The sequence below is a fragment of the Marseilla massiliensis genome (assembly GCF_016899955.1).
Lineage (GTDB): Bacteria > Bacteroidota > Bacteroidia > Bacteroidales > Bacteroidaceae > Prevotella > Prevotella intestinigallinarum.
Genome location: NZ_JACJJL010000002.1, coordinates 1 through 17,597 on the forward strand (window position 1 = coordinate 1; position 17,597 = coordinate 17,597).

General features: G+C 57.3%; 16 protein-coding genes and 1 pseudogene. 2 read left to right on the forward strand and 15 right to left on the reverse strand.

Translation table 11 applies throughout. The annotated features are described in order from the left end of the window. From H6B30_RS16250 to H6B30_RS01295, 5 genes and pseudogenes are all read right to left on the reverse strand, one after another. Positions 1–157: pseudogene (locus tag H6B30_RS16250) on the reverse strand (energy transducer TonB); the annotation flags it as partial. Between the two features lie 5 nt (positions 158–162). Next, complete coding sequence (locus H6B30_RS01280; RefSeq protein WP_205107151.1) at positions 163–990, reverse strand: energy transducer TonB; 828 nt, start codon at positions 988–990, stop codon at positions 163–165. Next, positions 932–1,636 carry a radical SAM protein gene (locus tag H6B30_RS01285; RefSeq protein ID WP_239483432.1) on the reverse strand — a complete coding sequence of 235 codons (705 nt, stop codon included), beginning with the start codon at positions 1,634–1,636 and terminating at the stop codon, positions 932–934. The genes H6B30_RS01280 and H6B30_RS01285 overlap by 59 nt, the downstream gene beginning before the upstream one ends. A 343-nt stretch (positions 1,637–1,979) precedes the next feature. Beyond that, positions 1,980–3,269 carry an aldo/keto reductase gene (locus H6B30_RS01290; protein WP_205107153.1) on the reverse strand — a complete coding sequence of 430 codons (1,290 nt, stop codon included), beginning with the start codon at positions 3,267–3,269 and terminating at the stop codon, positions 1,980–1,982. 9 nt (positions 3,270–3,278) lie between these two features. Then, positions 3,279–4,295 carry a DUF6282 family protein gene (locus H6B30_RS01295; protein ID WP_205107154.1) on the reverse strand — a complete coding sequence of 339 codons (1,017 nt, stop codon included), beginning with the start codon at positions 4,293–4,295 and terminating at the stop codon, positions 3,279–3,281. Positions 4,296–4,452: 157 nt separating this feature from the next. Between H6B30_RS01295 and H6B30_RS01300 the strand changes: the two genes are divergently transcribed. Further along, positions 4,453–5,361, forward strand: coding sequence for a helix-turn-helix domain-containing protein (locus tag H6B30_RS01300; RefSeq protein ID WP_205107155.1), 909 nt, complete (start codon positions 4,453–4,455; stop codon positions 5,359–5,361). Positions 5,362–7,016: 1,655 nt separating this feature from the next. On the opposite strand, the gene rsmA is transcribed toward H6B30_RS01300, so the two are convergent. The 5 genes from rsmA to H6B30_RS01325 form a co-directional block, all read right to left on the reverse strand. Beyond that, positions 7,017–7,832, reverse strand: coding sequence for a 16S rRNA (adenine(1518)-N(6)/adenine(1519)-N(6))-dimethyltransferase RsmA (rsmA, locus tag H6B30_RS01305; protein ID WP_205107157.1), 816 nt, complete (start codon positions 7,830–7,832; stop codon positions 7,017–7,019). A gap of 195 nt (positions 7,833–8,027) precedes the next feature. Next, positions 8,028–8,240: a winged helix-turn-helix domain-containing protein gene (locus tag H6B30_RS01310; RefSeq protein ID WP_205107159.1), complete on the reverse strand. Its 213-nt coding sequence runs from the start codon at positions 8,238–8,240 to the stop codon at positions 8,028–8,030. Between the two features lie 66 nt (positions 8,241–8,306). Continuing rightward, positions 8,307–9,926: an efflux MFS transporter permease gene (locus tag H6B30_RS01315; RefSeq protein WP_205107161.1), complete on the reverse strand. Its 1,620-nt coding sequence runs from the start codon at positions 9,924–9,926 to the stop codon at positions 8,307–8,309. A 12-nt stretch (positions 9,927–9,938) separates the two neighbouring features. Then, on the reverse strand, positions 9,939–11,006 hold the full coding sequence (locus tag H6B30_RS01320) for an HlyD family secretion protein (RefSeq protein WP_205107163.1): 1,068 nt from the start codon (positions 11,004–11,006) through the stop codon (positions 9,939–9,941). Between the two features lie 45 nt (positions 11,007–11,051). After that, the gene (locus tag H6B30_RS01325; RefSeq protein WP_205107165.1) at positions 11,052–12,395 is read right to left on the reverse strand and encodes a TolC family protein; all 1,344 of its coding nucleotides are present in this window, start codon (positions 12,393–12,395) and stop codon (positions 11,052–11,054) included. A gap of 174 nt (positions 12,396–12,569) precedes the next feature. On the opposite strand from H6B30_RS01325, the gene H6B30_RS01330 reads away from it, so the two are divergent. Beyond that, the gene (locus H6B30_RS01330) at positions 12,570–13,406 is read left to right on the forward strand and encodes a helix-turn-helix domain-containing protein (RefSeq protein WP_205107167.1); all 837 of its coding nucleotides are present in this window, start codon (positions 12,570–12,572) and stop codon (positions 13,404–13,406) included. A 97-nt stretch (positions 13,407–13,503) separates the two neighbouring features. On the opposite strand, the gene H6B30_RS01335 is transcribed toward H6B30_RS01330, so the two are convergent. The 5 genes from H6B30_RS01335 to H6B30_RS01355 form a co-directional block, all read right to left on the reverse strand. Continuing rightward, complete coding sequence (locus H6B30_RS01335) at positions 13,504–14,064, reverse strand: very short patch repair endonuclease (protein WP_205107169.1); 561 nt, start codon at positions 14,062–14,064, stop codon at positions 13,504–13,506. A gap of 56 nt (positions 14,065–14,120) precedes the next feature. Then, the gene (locus H6B30_RS01340; RefSeq protein WP_205107171.1) at positions 14,121–14,795 is read right to left on the reverse strand and encodes a peptidylprolyl isomerase; all 675 of its coding nucleotides are present in this window, start codon (positions 14,793–14,795) and stop codon (positions 14,121–14,123) included. A gap of 1 nt (position 14,796) precedes the next feature. Beyond that, positions 14,797–16,182, reverse strand: coding sequence for an MATE family efflux transporter (locus H6B30_RS01345; protein WP_205107173.1), 1,386 nt, complete (start codon positions 16,180–16,182; stop codon positions 14,797–14,799). A gap of 219 nt (positions 16,183–16,401) precedes the next feature. Next, on the reverse strand, positions 16,402–16,944 hold the full coding sequence (locus H6B30_RS01350) for a flavodoxin family protein (protein ID WP_205107175.1): 543 nt from the start codon (positions 16,942–16,944) through the stop codon (positions 16,402–16,404). Positions 16,945–16,976: 32 nt separating this feature from the next. Then, on the reverse strand, positions 16,977–17,576 hold the full coding sequence (locus tag H6B30_RS01355) for a flavodoxin (RefSeq protein WP_239483433.1): 600 nt from the start codon (positions 17,574–17,576) through the stop codon (positions 16,977–16,979). Positions 17,577–17,597 lie beyond the last annotated feature (21 nt).

Below are 17,597 nucleotides of genomic sequence, written 5' to 3' on the forward strand. Positions count from 1 at the left end.
GCTCAAGGTAGCGCACCTCGGCCTCGCACTTGGGGCAAGTGCCAAGGCAGTCGCCTTTGTAGCGGCATTCCGACGTTGCAAACTCGATATCGTTGGCCACAGCTATCTGCCGACGAATCTCTTTCAGTATCTTGCATGTTTGTTTTCCCCGTGCCATGGTCATTATTCCAATCTGAATATTATCGGTAGGCTTAGCCTTACATTTGCTTTTCTGCCGTTATGCCTGCCGGGCTTGAAATCCGGCAAGAGCCCTACCACCCTTATTGCTTCTTTGTCTAACGCCGGATGCAGGCTTCTCTTTATCTTCGGGTCGCGCACACGCCCATGCGTATCTACACAGAAGTCAACAATGACCCGGCCTTGGATGCAGTTTTCAGCCAGCCCTTCCGGGTATCTCAGGTTGTCTAAGATAAACTTATGCAATGCCTCAGAGCCTCCCGGGAACTCCGGCATTTCTTCCACAACGGAATATATTGTATCAGAGCCGTCGGTCACTTCATAAGGCGGCACATCATAACCCGGCACTTCGCCCACTGTTCGCATAACCTCCGAATCATCCGCCCGACCGTCGCCGCCAGCCGCACACGGTTTACGAGGGGCAACCAGTAACATTCCTTCTACGGCGGATTCATCCTCTGTGCCAACAATGTCTGACACATCACCACTTACTGACGGCACTTCAACCTTCTCTTGCAGGGCCACAGTATCCCCTTGCAGCTCTTTGTCGGGCGGTGGCGCCGACGAGCCTCCACAGCCTGCCATGAGCACCAGTCCGGCCGATATGCCGGCCACTGCCACCGCCTTTCCGGCAAGGGAGCGGGCGCGCAACTGCCGCTCAAGGTAGCGCACCTCGGCCTCGCACTTGGGGCAAGTGCCAAGGCAGTCGCCTTTGTAGCGGCATTCCGACGTTGCGAACACAATATCGTTGGCCTCAGCTATCTGCCGACGAATCTCTTTCAGTATCCTGCATGTTTGTTTTCCCCGTGCCATGGTCATTGCTTTTTATTTTATATGTGAACAAATCGAACCGGCTGAACCCAAGCTCTTCAAGTGCAGAGCGGCTTGCCGCACGGTCAGCATCATTGTTGTAGCCTGGAATAAGCGGTATGCGGACGATGCAGTCGCCCTGCCGCCCGGCTCCGACTATCAAGCGGAGGTTGGCTGCCACAAGGTCGTTGGCTTGCCCGGTGTAGCTCTGGTATATGCCGGGATTCATGTCCTTTATGTCTATTATGAACGTGTCTACCACCGGAATGAGAGTCTTCACCCATTCGCCAGGCACATTGAGCGAAGTCTCTATGTTGATGCGCCACGCAGGGCCGCACAGTTTGCGGAAGTCGCAGATGAACTTTGGGTAAAGGCATGGCTCGCCCCCGCCGAATGTAACGCCCCCGTGCGTGGCCAGAAAGTATAAGTTGTCTATGCTGGTCTCGGCATACAGCTCGTCGGGCGTGTATTCCCTGAAACCGTCGCCACCGCCAAGCGACTGCGGATTGAGGCAATGGCGGCAACGCAGAGGGCAGCCATGGAAAGCCGCGAGTGTGGTAACGCCATCACCGTCGGTCGAGAGGCGATGGCGGATTATGCCTATCATCTTAACCTTCTGCCCATTCATAGATACACTTACACTAACCATGCAAAGATAATAGTTTCCATGGCAACAGCCAAGAGGGCCATCTGTTTATTTCCGCAAGCATGGTTTTCCGACCACTTCTGCGGGATTCCCGCACAACAAGTATGACATCAAATGATGAAGAAGGCAATTTGCCGGCAATATGCATAACGCGGCCATCACACCGCTGAATATTCTTATCCGCATTTACACCATGCCGCCCAAAGGCTTCCAAACTCCCGACGGCTGCCTGATTGCGCCTTTGGGCCGCCGCAGCCAGCCAAGTCTTCGACTATGGCGACAACAAGCCTGCACGTCAACAGCATGGAATAGCCTCGGGCCATGGGGCCGGGATGAAACCCCAAAGCTACTTACCCATGGTCTGCTTCACTTTAGCCAGAAGCCCGGGAATGTCAAGATGCTGCGGGCACTTGGCCATGCACACGCCACAGCCAGTGCACGAAGAGGCCGGGTCGCCACGCTGCACCGGCGACATAGACACGGTGTAGTCGGCCATGGCGCGCTCCATGTTGCCGTGCAACAGATAGTTATTATACACATAGGCGAAGATGTAGCCTATGGCAACGTTCGCCGGACAGGGTATGCACTGGTAACACCCGGTGCAGTCAATATGGCCCGGGGCGTGGCGGTAGGCATAGACAGCAGCTCCCAAGGCCTCGCGCTCGGCGTGGCTCAGCATGTTTGGCCTTGCCTTTGCGGCATATCCGAGGTTCGCCTCCACATCGGCCATCGCCCCCATGCCGCTTACGGCTACACTGACCTCGGGCATGTCCCACAGATAGTCGAGCGCCCACTCCGTGTCGGGCTTGCTCACACAGGTAGAGGCAAGCGCGTCTTTCATGCCTTGCGGCAGGTGGGCCAGGAAGCCCGTGCGCACGGGCTTCATCACGGCCAGCCCCATGCCGTTGGCCGCGGCATATTTCGGGCCGAGCACACCGGCTTCATACTCATAGTCAAGATAATTGTGTTGGATGAGGCAGAAATCCCATGCGGGGGTATACTCAACCACCCGCTTGAACAACTGCAAGCTGTCATGAAACGAGAAACCCATAAACCTGATCTTGCCCTGTGCCTTCAGTCTCTCCATCTTCTCTATAAGCCTGTATGGCAGCACATAGTCGTTCCAACCACAGTGCATTATCATGTGGATGTGATAGAAGTCTATCACATCAGTGCCGATGGCACGGCGCGACTGGTCGAAGAACTTCTCGAAGTCGTCGGCGCTCTGCATCTCCCACCACGGCATCTTCGACGTCACGTAGACCCTGTCGCGCCATCCGCCGGCAAGAGCCTTGCCCACGGCCTGCTCGCTCTCGCCCCCAAGGTACACCCGGCCGGTGTCTATGTAGTTGACGCCGCCCTCGATGGCGCGCCGAACCATGGGCGTGGTCTGCTCAAAGTCTACATGCCCGCCTTTCATGGGCAGGCGCAGCATGCCGAACCCGAGCGCCGACACGCTGACGCCCGTCCGTCCCATGGGGCGGTACTGCATGTTTGGGTTGTAGTTAAGTATGCCTTTCGCCCTCTGTTCGCGGGCGGCCTGCCTTCCGGCCTCGCGGGCAATGGCCTCCGGCCCTGCCGTGGCGCCCACAGCCGCGGCAATCAGCCCGCTCTTTATAAAACTCCTTCTGTCCATAGTTTTGGTTTATTCCTGTTTGTCAAGTCCCAGCAGCCACGCCGGGTTGCGGCGCACCAGCCTGTCGATGTCGCCGATGGCTACGCCTGCGCCCTGCAGCCTGGAAATGCAATCGCGCATGCCCTCCACCGGGTGGGGCATGACCGCCTGGCCCAAGTCGGTAGAGACGAAGCTCCTTGACGGGTCGATGCCAACAAATGCGGCAAACTCTGCGATGCCCTGGCGCCGGTATTGCGGCATCCCGGTGCCCTCGCCCCACAGGCAGGGCAGATAGCAAAACTCTATGTAAGCGCCGAGGTCTATGCACTGCTTTATCTGGTCGGGCGTCATGGTCCAGTAGTGTGAGTTGGCGTGGGTGACAACAAACTTGCCCACACCGACCTCACGCGCCTTGCGCGCAAGGGCTATGCTCTCTTGCGGCGAGGCGTGGCCTGTGGCAAAGATGATGCCGGCCTCGGCACATATCTCCATCACACGCACCACCTCGGGCAGCACCCTGCCGCTGTCGTCGACCACGGCAATGCCGCCCGTTGCCCTGCCTTCACACCGGCAGTGGTAAGCGGCATCGAGCGTGGGCATCCAGATGCACCGGCACAGGCCGCCGCTGGTCTGCACCGCCTTCTGGGCCGCAAACACGTTGACCTTGTCGCCATGCACCCTGTTCATGCACACACTCCCGAAGCACTGGGCCCCCGGCAGGGCTTGCCTGATGATGTAGGCCCGGTCGTGGCAGCTGAAATCGTTTGACTTGAACATGACGGCACGGTAACCGGCACGCACAGCGTCTTGCATGAAGCCAAACTCATCTGCCGAGCGCTCGCGAGAGTCGGGCCGGCAATGCAGGTGTATGTCGCAGACGCCCTTGAGCATACCGTCGCCCGTGGCGGCACCGGCCGCCTTGCTGCCCTGACCCTGCATCAGGGCCACGGCCCCGGCCGGCATGACCGATCGCGCCATCAGGGCGCCTCCCGTAAGCACGGAACTCTTGATGAAGCCCCTGCGGTTGATTCTTCCTATGTAATCCATCGCTTCATTTTTTTGCAAAAGTAATAATCACGCGGCCGAAAGCCGGAAACATATTTACAGAGCTTTGTAACGCATTTACTGATTATGCAGTGCCGCCGATACGGGTTGGCCGGAAAAGCCTTACTTTTGTGACAGGCTAACAAACGAAGACAAAAACATGGCAGAAAAACCAATACGACTGGATACGGTGGACGATTACGACAGGCTGTTCGGCCTTGAGACGCTTCACCCGCTGGTAAACGTAATCGACCTGGCCACCGCAACGAAACACCCGACCCACTTTACCGTGAACTACGGGATATATGCGCTGTTTCTCAAAGAGACCAAATGCGGCGACATCCGCTATGGCCGGCAAACCTACGACTACAGGGAAGGCACGATAACGAGCTTCTCGCCGGGGCAGGTTTCGGAGACCGAGATGCAGGAAAGCATGAGGCCGACAGCACGCGGCATTGTGTTCCACCCCGACTTGATAAAGGGGACATCGCTCGGACGGGAAATAAAGAACTACTCGTTTTTATCTTACAACTCGACAGAGGCGCTGCATCTGTCGGCCGACGAAAAGGGCATCATGCTCGACTGTCTGGCAAACATAAAAACAGAACTGCTGCGCCCGGCAGACAAGATGAGCAAGAGGCTCATTGCAAGAAACATACAACTGCTGCTCGACTATTGCCTGAGGTTCTACAACAGGCAGTTTGCCACACGCGAGAAAAGCAACAGGGACATCCTGACGAGGTTTGAGGCGCTGCTCGACGACTACTTCCAGAGCGGCAAGTCGAGGTTAAACGGACTGCCCACTGTGAGGTATTTTGCCGACAAGGTGTTTCTGTCGCCCAACTACTTCGGCGACCTGATAAAGAAGGAAACGGGCAGAAACCCGCAGGAATACATTCAAGGCAAAACCATCGACACGGCAAAGACCATGCTGGCCGACACCGGCAAGGCCGTCAACCAGATTGCCGACGAGCTGGGGTTTCAATACTCACAGCACTTCAACAGGGTGTTCAAGAAGGTTGCCGGGTGCACGCCGAGCCAATACAGGAAATGGCTTGCTGCCACGTGAATGCCCCAACCGGGCGGCCCCACAGCCAATACCCCGCAAAGCCTTATGCATCTTAAATTATGCCAAAGGCCGTTTGGCATTGCAAAAAGGCCCGTTTCAAGTCATGAAAGAGGTCGTTTTGCCGGCCGAAACGGCCCATATCGCCAACCCGCTGGCAATGAGCCGGTTGACAAACGCAGAACATGCGCAACCACATTAGCCCCGGTGGCTTTCATGCCCGGGGCCATGCTACCGCCGACGGCACCCCTTCACCGGGCCCGACAGCGGACTGAGGAGCCATGCACATACAAAAAAAGCAGCCCTAAGGCTCACGCCCCCGGAACTGCAAGATAACGATATCAATAACTAAAAACTTCTTTCTAAACAAAGGCACGGAGCAAGCCTTTACGGTGTCCGCCACCTTTTCGTCAGAGCGACTGCCCATATTCACCGTGAAATGGCAACAGTCTGCCTTTCAATGCAATACCTATTAACTAAACCTTAAGTACCAACCGTCTCACGACGTCATTACGATCACTTTCGTATGTTATCCTCTCAATCTTTTGTTTTACCTTTATAATGACGATACCTACATTCGTGTCATCCTTTCAATACTAACCTTTCTGCCTTTTATCCTGACGTTTGTCAAACAACCTTTTTACCTGACTATATCATTACTTAACTTTTTTGTCTCTATCATCGAATCTCTATTCATCATCATCCTTTTCACGATGCAAAGTTACAACTATTGCCGTTACGTTGTTCAAAATATGGCCGCATATTTCAAAACTGGCCATTTCTTTTGATATAAATCAACGTTTTGTGCGCGAACACAGGTCTTTTGTGTTCGCACACAACTGTGTTTTTTGCTACGAAACGCCCAGACAGGCAATTCGCCCCCTACCGGCCGCCATGCCACCGGCGATGTGCTCCTGTCGCCATTCGCGGCCTGCCGTGCGCTTTCGTACCGCTGCAGGCATCTTGCCGGCCACCTTGCCTTGGCGCAGCCCGCTGCTCCACCGGCAAAGGCGCCAGCCAGACTGCACGGCAACACAACTGAATCACTTCGGAATATGAAGACCAACCGGGGCTCAACCACAAAGCATGGCCACCGTCGCGTGGCCATGCCCCCACACCGCTACGGCATCACCGGCAAGCTGAGCCCCGGCCGACAGTTTGCCAACAAAGCGCCGGCAGGCAAGCCACCACGCCGTGGCCATTGCCTGCAACAACAAAAATGGACGGCTACCGATTCACATCGATGCCGTCCACTAAAAATATATAACCCTAAAATCCATACTTCTTTTTCAAATGAGAAAGGGGCTTTCAAGCTCTCCCATCCTCATACCTGTTGCAGCTTTCGCTGCAAACAGGGTTTTACATCTGGTCTAACAACCTTTCTACCTTCCTCACATTATCAATTGTTACCCTGATAATCTTTACCTTAGCCAATACCTTTCGTTACCTATTGAGTCTGTCCTGAAATCTTAAGTACCAATCTTTACCTATTCTGTTACCCTAGAATCTAATTACCTTCGACTAATTATCTTTTTTCCTTTTGACGTTGCAAAGTTACTACGTTTTGCCGAAACGGCAATGCAATAAATATGTTTTAAAACATAAAAGGGGCTTGTTTTTGACCTAAATCAACTAAATGTGTCCGCACACAACGGTTTTTACCGCTTTTCGGCGGCCCAATCCCCGCCTATCTGCCCGGCCACCATGTTGGTCAGCTCCACAAAGCGGGCCACGCTGAGTTGCTCGGGGCGCATGGTCATGAGCTCGCCGTCGAAAAACCCCTCGGCCACGGCCTTGCCTCCGAACAGTGGCTTCAGGCTGCCCCGCAGCATCTTCCGCCGCTGGTTGAACACCGTCTTTACCACCCTGCGGAACAAAGCCTCGTCGCACCCGAGGTCGGTAACCCCGTTGCGGGTCATGCGTATCACGGCACTCTTTACCTTTGGCGGCGGGTTGAACACGCCCTCGTCGACGGTAAACAAATACTCAACGTCGTACCATGCCTGCGTGAGCACGCTGAGTATTCCGTAGGCCTTGGTGCCCGGGGCCGAAGCCATGCGCTGCGCAACCTCTCGCTGTATCATGCCGGTGCAGCACGGTATGAGGTCTTTATTGTCGAGCATCTTGAAGAAAATCTGCGATGATATGTCGTATGGATAGTTGCCCGTGAGCACAAACTGGCGCCCGCCAAACACCAGGCTTAGGTCCATGCGCAGGAAATCGTCGGCTATCACGTTCTCTTTCAGGCGCGGGAAACGCTCGTGCAGGTAGGCAACGGATTCGGAGTCGATCTCCACCACCTTCACTTCGCGGGGCTTTTCCATCAGATACTGGGTGAGCACACCCATTCCCGGGCCCACTTCCAGCACCGGGATGTCGGGGCACGAGTCTACAGTGTCGGCTATGCGCCGTGCTATGTCGAGGTCGGTCAGGAAGTGCTGGCCGAGGTTCTTCTTTGGTTTTACTTGCTTCATGATGGATGCAAAGGTAGCTGAAGTTGGATAAAAAACAAAACAAAAGCCCCTGTTTTTAACTTTCATGCCTCATTACACATTATTTATATAATAAGCGCGACAGGCCGCCGGCCTCCGGCCATCCATATTTCCATCCATTCAATCCACCGCCGGGGCCATGCCTGCCGCGCCGTTCAAAGTGCCGGGTGAGCGGCGTCAGTAGTAGTGTTCGTGGTATACCTCGAAATACAATATGCCTCGTTCGGGGCTTATGGTCACCTTGTCCTCACGCGCAAGCCACCCTATGGCACACGCAAGCTCCAGCGGCCCAAGCCCGGTCTTGCCCACCAGCTCTTCCCAAGAGCACCGTTTGTCACTCAGCACGTTCCATACCGTGCCGGCATCCCTGCCAATCTTTTTCTTGTCCATGCCTGTTTGTTTTATTGTCAACAACTATTTTAACTTTCATTCGCAACGGCCTTGCAGCGCATACACCTATGTGCGCTCGCCCCGATGGTAAGGCAGCAGCATGCAAAGCAGGGCGCCGCCTGCGCATATCCATACCGTAGAGCCCGTTATGTCTTTCATTGCCACGAGGGTGGCCTGCTTGGCCACCGGCCCGAGCACGGCCGCCGACGCCGCTTGGGCAGCCTCGACGGCATCACGGCCCAGCCTCTTGCCACCGGCCTCGACAGCTGCAAAGCGTGCTGCCGCCTGCTGCCTGTCGGCGCTGTAGTCGTAAGCCAGGCGTGTCGCGTAGTGCCTTTGGCACTCCTGCAGCCAGTTGGCGTAGACCGAAGTGCCTATGGCCGGGGCCACGACATTGCGCACAGCAACCATCAAGAAGAGCCACGTGGCGAAATAGCGCGCGGGCAACCGCTTCATGGCAAAGGCGCACGTGACCGAGTAGAGCACCAGCATGCCCGAATAGTGCAGCAGCGTTGGCGGTATGGTGTGGCCGTAGTCGCCCATCGTCTGGTAATGGAAGAACATGTAAAGGTTGGCTCCGAGCATCAGGGCAAAGCCCATGGCGTAAATATAACGGAAGTGAATACGGCAACGCACACACACCAGAGACAACGCCATGCCGGCCACGCAGCCCGGCATCGCCCAGCACGACACACGGGCACTGTCAAGGTTTCCCGCGCAGGTAGACAGCTTCAGGTAGGTGGTAACAAACAGCGTGCTGCTGTTGACGAGCATCAGCAGCACAAAGATGCCGATGCCGTACCACGTGTAACGATGGCCGAACAGACCCGCCTCGAGCAGGGGGCGCTCCGCCGTATGTGCCGCAAGCCACAGGTAAAGCCCGCCGCCGACAGCCGCCACTGCCAGTGCCACGCGCATCGAACGGCTGTCAAACCAGTCGAGTGTCTTGCCGAACACAAGCATGTAGCACAACGCCCCCATGGCAACGACCAGCAAAACGGCATCGGGAAGGCGGCTTGACGACAGTCGGCAACCCTGAGACGGAGCCTTGCAAAACGTCAGCATGACCAGCAGGATGGCCGCCAGCATCATGCCGACGACAAGCCAATAAGTGTATTCCCAGCTAAACTCATAAGCCACCCATGCCGAGACGAAGTTGCTAAACTGCACTATGCACAGTATGCAACAGTAGAGCACGGGCATCAGCACCGTCCGGGCATGCTCGCCACGGTATGCCTCCGAGGCGGTGGGCGGGTCGTGCAAGAACATGTCAAGCGTGTTTATGCCAAGCATATACGGCGCTATCACAAACGTGGTATTGAGCACCAGGGCCACCCGGACAAAGCCAATGAGAAAGCTGCACAACGCCAATAGCGGCAGGTTGCGGCTCACGGCGCACACCACATTGAGCAAAGCCAGCACGGCATAGCCGCCTATGTAGACAGCCTTGACGTTGCGGCCACGCAGATAGGGCACCATAAACGGAAACACCATCGACATGCCTATGCTCGCACAAAGGCTCAGAAACTGGAACTTTTCGGTCAGTACGCCCATGCTGCCGGCCATCTCGTTGATGTTGCTCAGGTAGGTTCCGCCCGAGAAAAACAACGGCACGAACAGTGTAAGCAACACCGCCACGCCTGCCGGCTTGGGCATCCAGCTGTGGAAAGGAAAGCTCTCTGTCATACGGCATGCGGTCTAAAGGTCTGCTTTCACCACGCACATCATGCCTGCCACGAGGCGTGCGTTGTCTTCGTCGGTAATGTCTGTGAGCGAGATGCGCACAGGCACACGCTGCTGTATCTTCACGAAATTGCCGGCAGAGTTGTCGGTTGGCACCATCGAATATTTCGAGCCGGTTGCCGAACTTATGGCCTCCATCCTGCCTTTGAACGTCTCCCCGGCGAAGGCATCGACCGTAACGGTCACCTCCTGCCCCACCACAAGCCGCTCAATCTGCGTCTCCTTGTAGTTGGCAACCACCCACTTGTGGCTGTCGGGCATTATTGTGGTGAGCGTCTGGCCCGCATTTACAAACTGTCCTTCCTCAATCGACCGCCTCCCCAGGTAGCCGTCGCACGGTGCAGTCACCACGGTGTACGACAGGTTGAGCCGCGCCAGCTCTACGTCGGCCTCTGCACGCATTATCGCCGCGTCGGCGTTTACCTGCCGTTGGCCTACCTCCGACACCGACGAGAGGGCAGCGTCGCGCTGCTGCATGAGGGCAACGACACGCGCACGGGCCATTTCCAGCTGTGTCTGATACTGCTCGACGACTATCTGCGTAGCCGCTTTCTTTTCGAGCAACTTGCCGTATCGGCGGCAATCCTTCTCAAGCTGGGCTACCTGCAACTGCGCCTCGGCTATCGAAGCGTCGTATACCGACGCGGCATCCGACGCGGTTTGCTTCGTGTTATCGACCACCTTGCGCCCGCTCCGGGCATCAATCAGCGCTGCCTCAGCCTGTTTCAGCCTGATACGGTACTCGTCATCCTCAATCATAAGTATGGTATCGCCTTTATGCACATACTCATGCTCAGTGAAACTCACCTTCTTTATGTAACCCGGCACACGGATGTTGACCGGCGAGATGTATTGCTCCACCTGGGCATCGTCGGTAGTTACGCTTTTCCTGTGGCCGATAAATAGGGCTGCCACCTCCCATATCCCCAATGCAACAAAGGCCAGCGCCACTATTGCGGCAACTCTCCGGGGCATCGAAACACTTGTTCCGACCTGTTCAACAGACTTATCATTTGTTTCCATATACCACGTATTATGTTTTTACTTGCGTTTCACGTCAACATCACATCAGCGCGTCAGCTCATCAAGGGCGCCCGACAGCTTGAGCAGCTCGAGCCTGGCCATGTCGCACATGCAATGCGCCTGCACGCAGGCCGACTGCGCGTTGCGCAGCCTCATCTCGTCTTGCAGCAGCTCGGGCATGGATGCCACGCCCTCCTTATACTTCTCTCCGGTCACCTCATATACGCTGACAGCCTGCCTGTAGCTCTTCTGTTGCGTGTTGAAAACCTCGATGTTGTGGCGCAGCTGTAGCAGGGCGTCGCCGTAGTCTTTGTCCATCTGCTTGCGTTTCTGCTCGTATTCCACCATGGCCTGATGCCGGTCATACTCGTATTGCCGCCTTCTGAGCCGCTTGTCATTGCCGTCGAATATCGGTATGTGTACGGTCAAGGCCAGGTAAGTGTTGCCGAACCAGTTGTGGGTTTCGCCGTCTGTGTGGAAGAAATGGCGGAGTTTTTCCTGATACCCGACAGCCCCCAGCTGCCCGCCGAGCATCACCGAAGGCACATAACCGGCCCTGACAGCCTTTGCCTGCCGCTCTGCCAGCTCGCCCTTTGCGGCAATCAGCCTCAGTTCGGGCAGCATTTCGCTTCTCACCCCGATATAGGCCGCCGGCACATCGGCCGCCATTTCAACGACTCCGACCGAAGTCTCGGGCGGCAGGTCGAGCAGGAAGCGCAACAGATTAAGTTGCTGTTCGTAAAGCGTGGCATACCTGTCGCGCTGCGCCGTGAGGCTTTCCATGTTTATCTTCACCCTCGACAGGTCTGTTTCCATCACCACCCCGCCTTTGAACATTTCCTCCGTTATGGCATAGAGTTCCTTCATCCGGCTTATGTTCTCGTCAAGAAGCCTTTGCTGCAGCTGCGACGCCTGAGCCAGGTAATATACGTTTCCGATTTGCACCGTGAGGTCTTCAACCGCCTTTTCATACCCCAGGCTGCTTAGGTTAACCAGCGTTTGCGCCACTTTGCTTGCCGCCAGGATGGTCTGGCTGTACAGCGGCACGCTCACCTTCACGCCCGCCGCCACTGCATACTGCATGCTTTGTATTTTCTGCCACGTGGGTTCGTCGGGGAAATCATTGCCCAGCAGCGTGCCCGAGGTCACGTTGGCAGGTTTCATGAAATAGTCTGTCAGCATGAAATCGGCCGCAATCACCGGCAACAAACGCGAACGGCTCTGGGTCAATGCCGTACGGCTCTTCTCCATGTCGATGCGACTTTCAGCGAGCGTGAGGTTGTTTCGTATGCCTGTCTCGATGCATTCTTTCAATGACATCACGCCCCCTTGGGCGCAGAGCGCCGACGGCAGAGCCGCCAGCAGCACAAACATTAGTCTCATATTCATATCAGTAGCTTCGATTGTTTGGGTGCAAAGATAGCGGGAAACGGCCTCTCTGAAAAGTGCAAAACAAGCGGAAGACTGTGCAATTTCAACGAATGGGCATTAAAAACAGCTGTATTGGTATTGGAATATTGGCAAAAATTCGGTTAATTTGCATCGTAATCAGCAACCAACGACATGGAAAATGAGTTTTACCGGATGCTCGACATCGACCAGCTATTGGCCAATTATGCCACCGTTTCAGAAAACAAGTGCGGCTTTTTTCTGTGCCGCCGCGGCAGCGCCGACCTGTTGCTCAACAACAAGAGCTTTCATGTCGAGGCGGGAATGATGTGCATATACACCCCATACACGTTTATCAGGATAGTGCAACACAGCCCCGACATTGGCGGATGCCTGATGGAAGGCGGGCTCGACGCCATACAGCCGGCGCTTTCAGACATACACATTGCCGACCGGCTGCACATACGTTCACATCCGTGCGTGAGGCTTGGCGATGCCCAGGTGGCACGCATCGAAGAGCTGTTCAACACCATCGGCAACCGCACTGCGCTTGCCCGGGAGTCGTGCAGTCCCCGCTCGGCCCGCCTTCGGGGCATGGTCGTACAGTCACTGTTGCAGGCTTTCTGCCTCGAAGTGCTTGACATTTACTTCAACTGTGCCCCTGTCGAAGAGCAGCCACAAGACTGCGAGGAGCGCATATTCAACCGTTTTTTCATGTCGGTGTTCCGCAACTGCGAGCGCGAACGCGCCGTGTCATACTATGCCAACGAGCAAAGCCTGTCGCCAAACTACCTCTCGTCGGTCATCAAGTCGCATTCCGACCGCACTGCCATGCAATGGATTGAAACGCTAACCATACTGAAAGCCAAGCACAGCCTGCGCTTCACAAAACTTACAATAAAGGAGATTGCATATAAGATGCACTTTCCCGACCAGTCGGTCTTTGGCCGTTATTTCAAGAAACACTGCGGTATGTCGCCCTCTGATTACAGAAACAAGGCTGCAGAATGACTGTGCCCACCGGCCTGCGGGGCTGCAATGGCCCGTCAACGGCTGGCATGTCGGCTACAAAGGCAATAAAGGCAGCCCCACACCCTGTGCCCCCCGGTCACGGCTTTTCGGCCCCTGCCTGTGCCGGCGGGTCATCGCCGGCGCTGCGTCTGCCGGTGTCGAAAGATTGGGCGGGGCACTGTTCGGCCGCCATCTGCGGCGTGTCGTCGGGAAGGCTGTAGCGCATTTTGCGGTCTTCAAGGTAAATATGGTTGAGCGTAAACTCCAGCGAAAGCAGCGTCTGATTGCGTTTCTCCCCGGCCAGTTCGCACTCCCACACTGTCAGGCAGTGCCATCCCATCTCAGCCAGCCGCCTTTGCACGTCGACGTCACGCCTGCGGTTGCGGTCTATCTTGCGCCTCCAGAAGTCGGTGTTGGTCTTGGGCAGGTGAAAAGCCTTGCAGTCGTGGCCGTGCCAGAAGCACCCGTTGACAAATATTGCCGTGCGGTATTTGCGCAGCACGATGTCGGGCCGGCCGGGCAATCTGGGGTGGGCCAGCCTGAAACGGAATCCCCTGGCAAAGAGATAGCGGCGCACAATCAGTTCGGGCCTGGTGTCCCGACTGTGTATTGAAGCCATGATGCGGCTCCGCTTCTGTCGCTCACGGTCATTGTCCATAGGCAAACAAACATTGGTTGACATTGCCGGCGGAAGCCGGCTGAGGCGTCAGCCGCTCACTCTTCCACCCTGACGGCAATGATGCGTATGTCGTCCAGCGGTCGGTCGTAGTCGTCGGTGTCGGCCTCGAGCATTCGTTCAACTACGTCGAGGCCTTCGGTGACCTCGCCGAACACGGTATACAGGCCGTCGAGCTGCGGCAGGCCTCCCACCTTGCGGTATGTTGAAGCCATCTCGTCGGTCATTGTAGCCCCGCCGCCCAGCGTGTCAAGGCGCTGGCGCTGCTCGTCGACGACGGCCGTGGAATGGCGCTTGCCCCATACGATATAAAACTGGCAGGCATCCGACTCGCGCCCGGGGTTAGCCTCGTCGGCCTCGCGAGCCATGGCCACGGCCCCCCTTTTGTGGTACAGCCGGGGCAACCGTATCTCGGCCGGAATCCTGTAGTCGAGCGTGCCGCCGCCCAGCATCTGGCCCGGTTCGGCCCTCTTGCTGCCGGGGTCGCCGGCCTGCACCACGAAGTTTCGCACCACACGGTGGAACAGCACACTGTCGTAGAAATGGCTGCGCGCCAGTTTCAGGAAATTGTCACGATGCGCCGGCGTCTCGTCGTACAGCTCAATGCGTATGTCGCCGAGCGTGGTCTGCACAACGACCGCCTTGCGTGCTGCCGCCTGCAGCGCGCCGGCCAAGGCGAAGGCCATGATGAAAGAAATAGCCAAATGCTTCATGTCATGATTGTTTTGTAATCGAATTCTGCCATCCTCCCCTGAAAAGGCGCAGCAAGAAGATGGCCCCCCTGAACGTCAGTTCTACGGCCATGGCCGTCCAAACGCCCCTCAGGCCGTAGTGAGGTGCCAGTGCCGCCGCCAGCGTCAGGCGCACGCCCCACATGCTGAGAAGGTTCATGACAGCCGGTTTGAGCGTATCGCCGGCCCCGATGAACACACCATAGCACACGATGGCGGCCGCAAACATCGGTTCGGCAAACGCCTCGATGCGCAGCGCCGCCACACTGAGCTCGCGTATGGCCTCGACCGGCGTCATCACCGACATGAGGTTTGGCGCGAAAACATACATCAGCACGGCCATGAACGTCATGACAACCATGCCCATGGCCACCGAAAGGCGTGCGAAGCTGCGCGTAAGCGCCCGCTGACCGGCCCCTATGCCCTGGCCCACAAGCGTGGTGGCGGCGTCGGCAATGCCGTATCCGGGCATGTAGCACAAGCTCTCGACGGTTATGGCAAAGGTGTTGGCGGCTATCGAGATGTTGCCCAGCGGGGCCACGATGGCCGTGCTCACTATCTGGGCCCCGCCCATCAGTATCTGCTGCAGGCCCATGGGGGCGCCTATCCTGAGCGCCGTGCCCACGCAGTCGGCCGTTGGCCGAAACGAGCCGGGCCTGTGGCGCAAGGCCAGGTGGGGCGAGCGGAAAAGCAGCGAGTAGGCCATCAGCATGGCCGAAACGAAGATGGCGCACAGCGTGCCGAGGGCTGCGCCGGCCACACCGAGCCCTACCTTGAATATGAAAATGTAGTTGAAGCCCACGTCGAGCAGGCACATCAGTATGTTGAGCACGCTGGGCACCTTCATGTTGCCGCTGCACTTGAGCATGCTTCCCGACAGGTTCTGCAACTGATAGAAAGGCAGTGCCAGCGAGAAAATCAGGAAATACATCGACGAGTCGTGGGCAATGTCGCTGCCGCCGCCCAGCCAATAGGGCAGATGGGCGTGGATGGCGATGCCCAGCAGCATGAGCATGGTGCTGAAGACGAGGGCGCACACAAGCCCCTGGCGCAATATGCGGCGCGCCCGCTCGAAGTCGTTGGCGCCGATGGCGTGGGCCACCTGCACCGAGAATCCCATCGAGGCCGCTGCCAGCAAGCCGCTGAACAGCCACGTGGACGACTCTACCAAGCCTATGGATGCCGACTGGCGCGCGCCCAGACTGCCCACCATCGATGCGTCAATGAAGAACATCACGATGGCCGACATCTGTGAAAGTATTGACGGAACGCTAAGTTGGGCTATCAGTCGCAGCTTCTCGCCGCGCGTCATGGTGCGCCCCTCACGGATGTACGACAACAGTTCGTCGCCCTTGTTCTTTCCAAACATCGAGTTGCCTTTTTCTCTTTTCGTTATGAAGTTTACCCCTCATGCATGCCGCCACCGGCGCCCCGAGGGCCGTGCTGCCCGCAGCCGGCATGCGCCACCATTCGTGGCGGGGATGCAAAATTACTCATTTTATTCTTTTCCGGCAACGGTTTGGGTGGAAAAAACAGGGGTAGGGCCGCGGCGGCGGCCCTACCCGGCAAGGCCCGGCAGGCCTGTGTGTCAACGCCCTACGGACCTACCGGCCTCGTAGGCCTTTGCCAGCGAGGGGTGGCCGGCTATGTCGCCACGCTCGTTGACGCCGCCGGCAAACACCACGCCGGCCAGCCTTGACCGCTCGAAACATGCCACCCAGCCTTTCAGCGCCGTAACGGCGCCATCGGCCGTGGTCGGTTCGTCTTCGGCGGCAGAGGCCAGCAAATAAACGTCACGAAACTTGTAGTCGGTGCCGTAAACCGGGTTGGAACGGTCGATCATGGTCTTCATCTGGCCGCTCACGCTGTAATAGTAAACCGGCGTGGCCCACACCACCACGTCGGCGTCGTGAATCTGCTGCCCGATGGCGTCGGCGTCGTCGCGCATCACGCAGCGGTGGGTGTCCTGGCAGGCCAGGCAGCCGCGGCAAAAGCCTATGGCCTTGCGGGCCAGGCTCACCGTCTCGACATTGTGCCCTGCCTCGGCGGCGCCGCGGGCAAACTCATCGGCCAGCGCGTCGGAGTTGCCCCCTGTGCGCGGACTGGTCTTGATAATAAGAATGTTGCTCATAGACAAGTGTTTGTTGGTTTCTTAATGCTTCGTCACTGATTGCCGCCTGCCACCACCGCCGCGGCCCACTTGCGCGCGTCGTCGGCCCCCGAGTTGAGCAAACGGCCGTCGCCCCAGGTGATGCCTTGGCCATACAGCCGCTTCAGTTCGCCCACGCTGTTGGCTATGGTGCTGCCCCCCGAGGTGGCAAATGGCACCACGCGCTTGCCGTCGAAGTCGTAGGCCTCCATGAAGGTGTATACTATGCGCGGGCACTGGTTCCACCACACGGGATAGCCGAGGAAGACAACATCATACCGCCCGACAGCGGCGCTGCTGTCGGCCAGCGCCGGCCTCGACGCCGGGTCGGCCATCTCGACCGAGCAGCGGCTCGACTTGTCGCGCCAATCGAGGTCGGCAGCGGTGTATTCCTTTGCCGGCCGAATGCGATAGAGGGTTCCGCCGGTGGCCTCGGCCACTGCCTTGGCCGCTGTTTCGGTAGTTCCCGTACAAGAGAAATAGGCCACAAGAACCTTGTTGCCGCCGGACGTCTGTCCGGCCGTCTGCCCGGCCGGCCGTGGGCCGCCCTGCCGTGCGGTGCACGATACGGCGAGCATCATGGCCGCCGCGATAAATCCAATTGCTTTAACCATATCCGATATGCTTTATTGTGG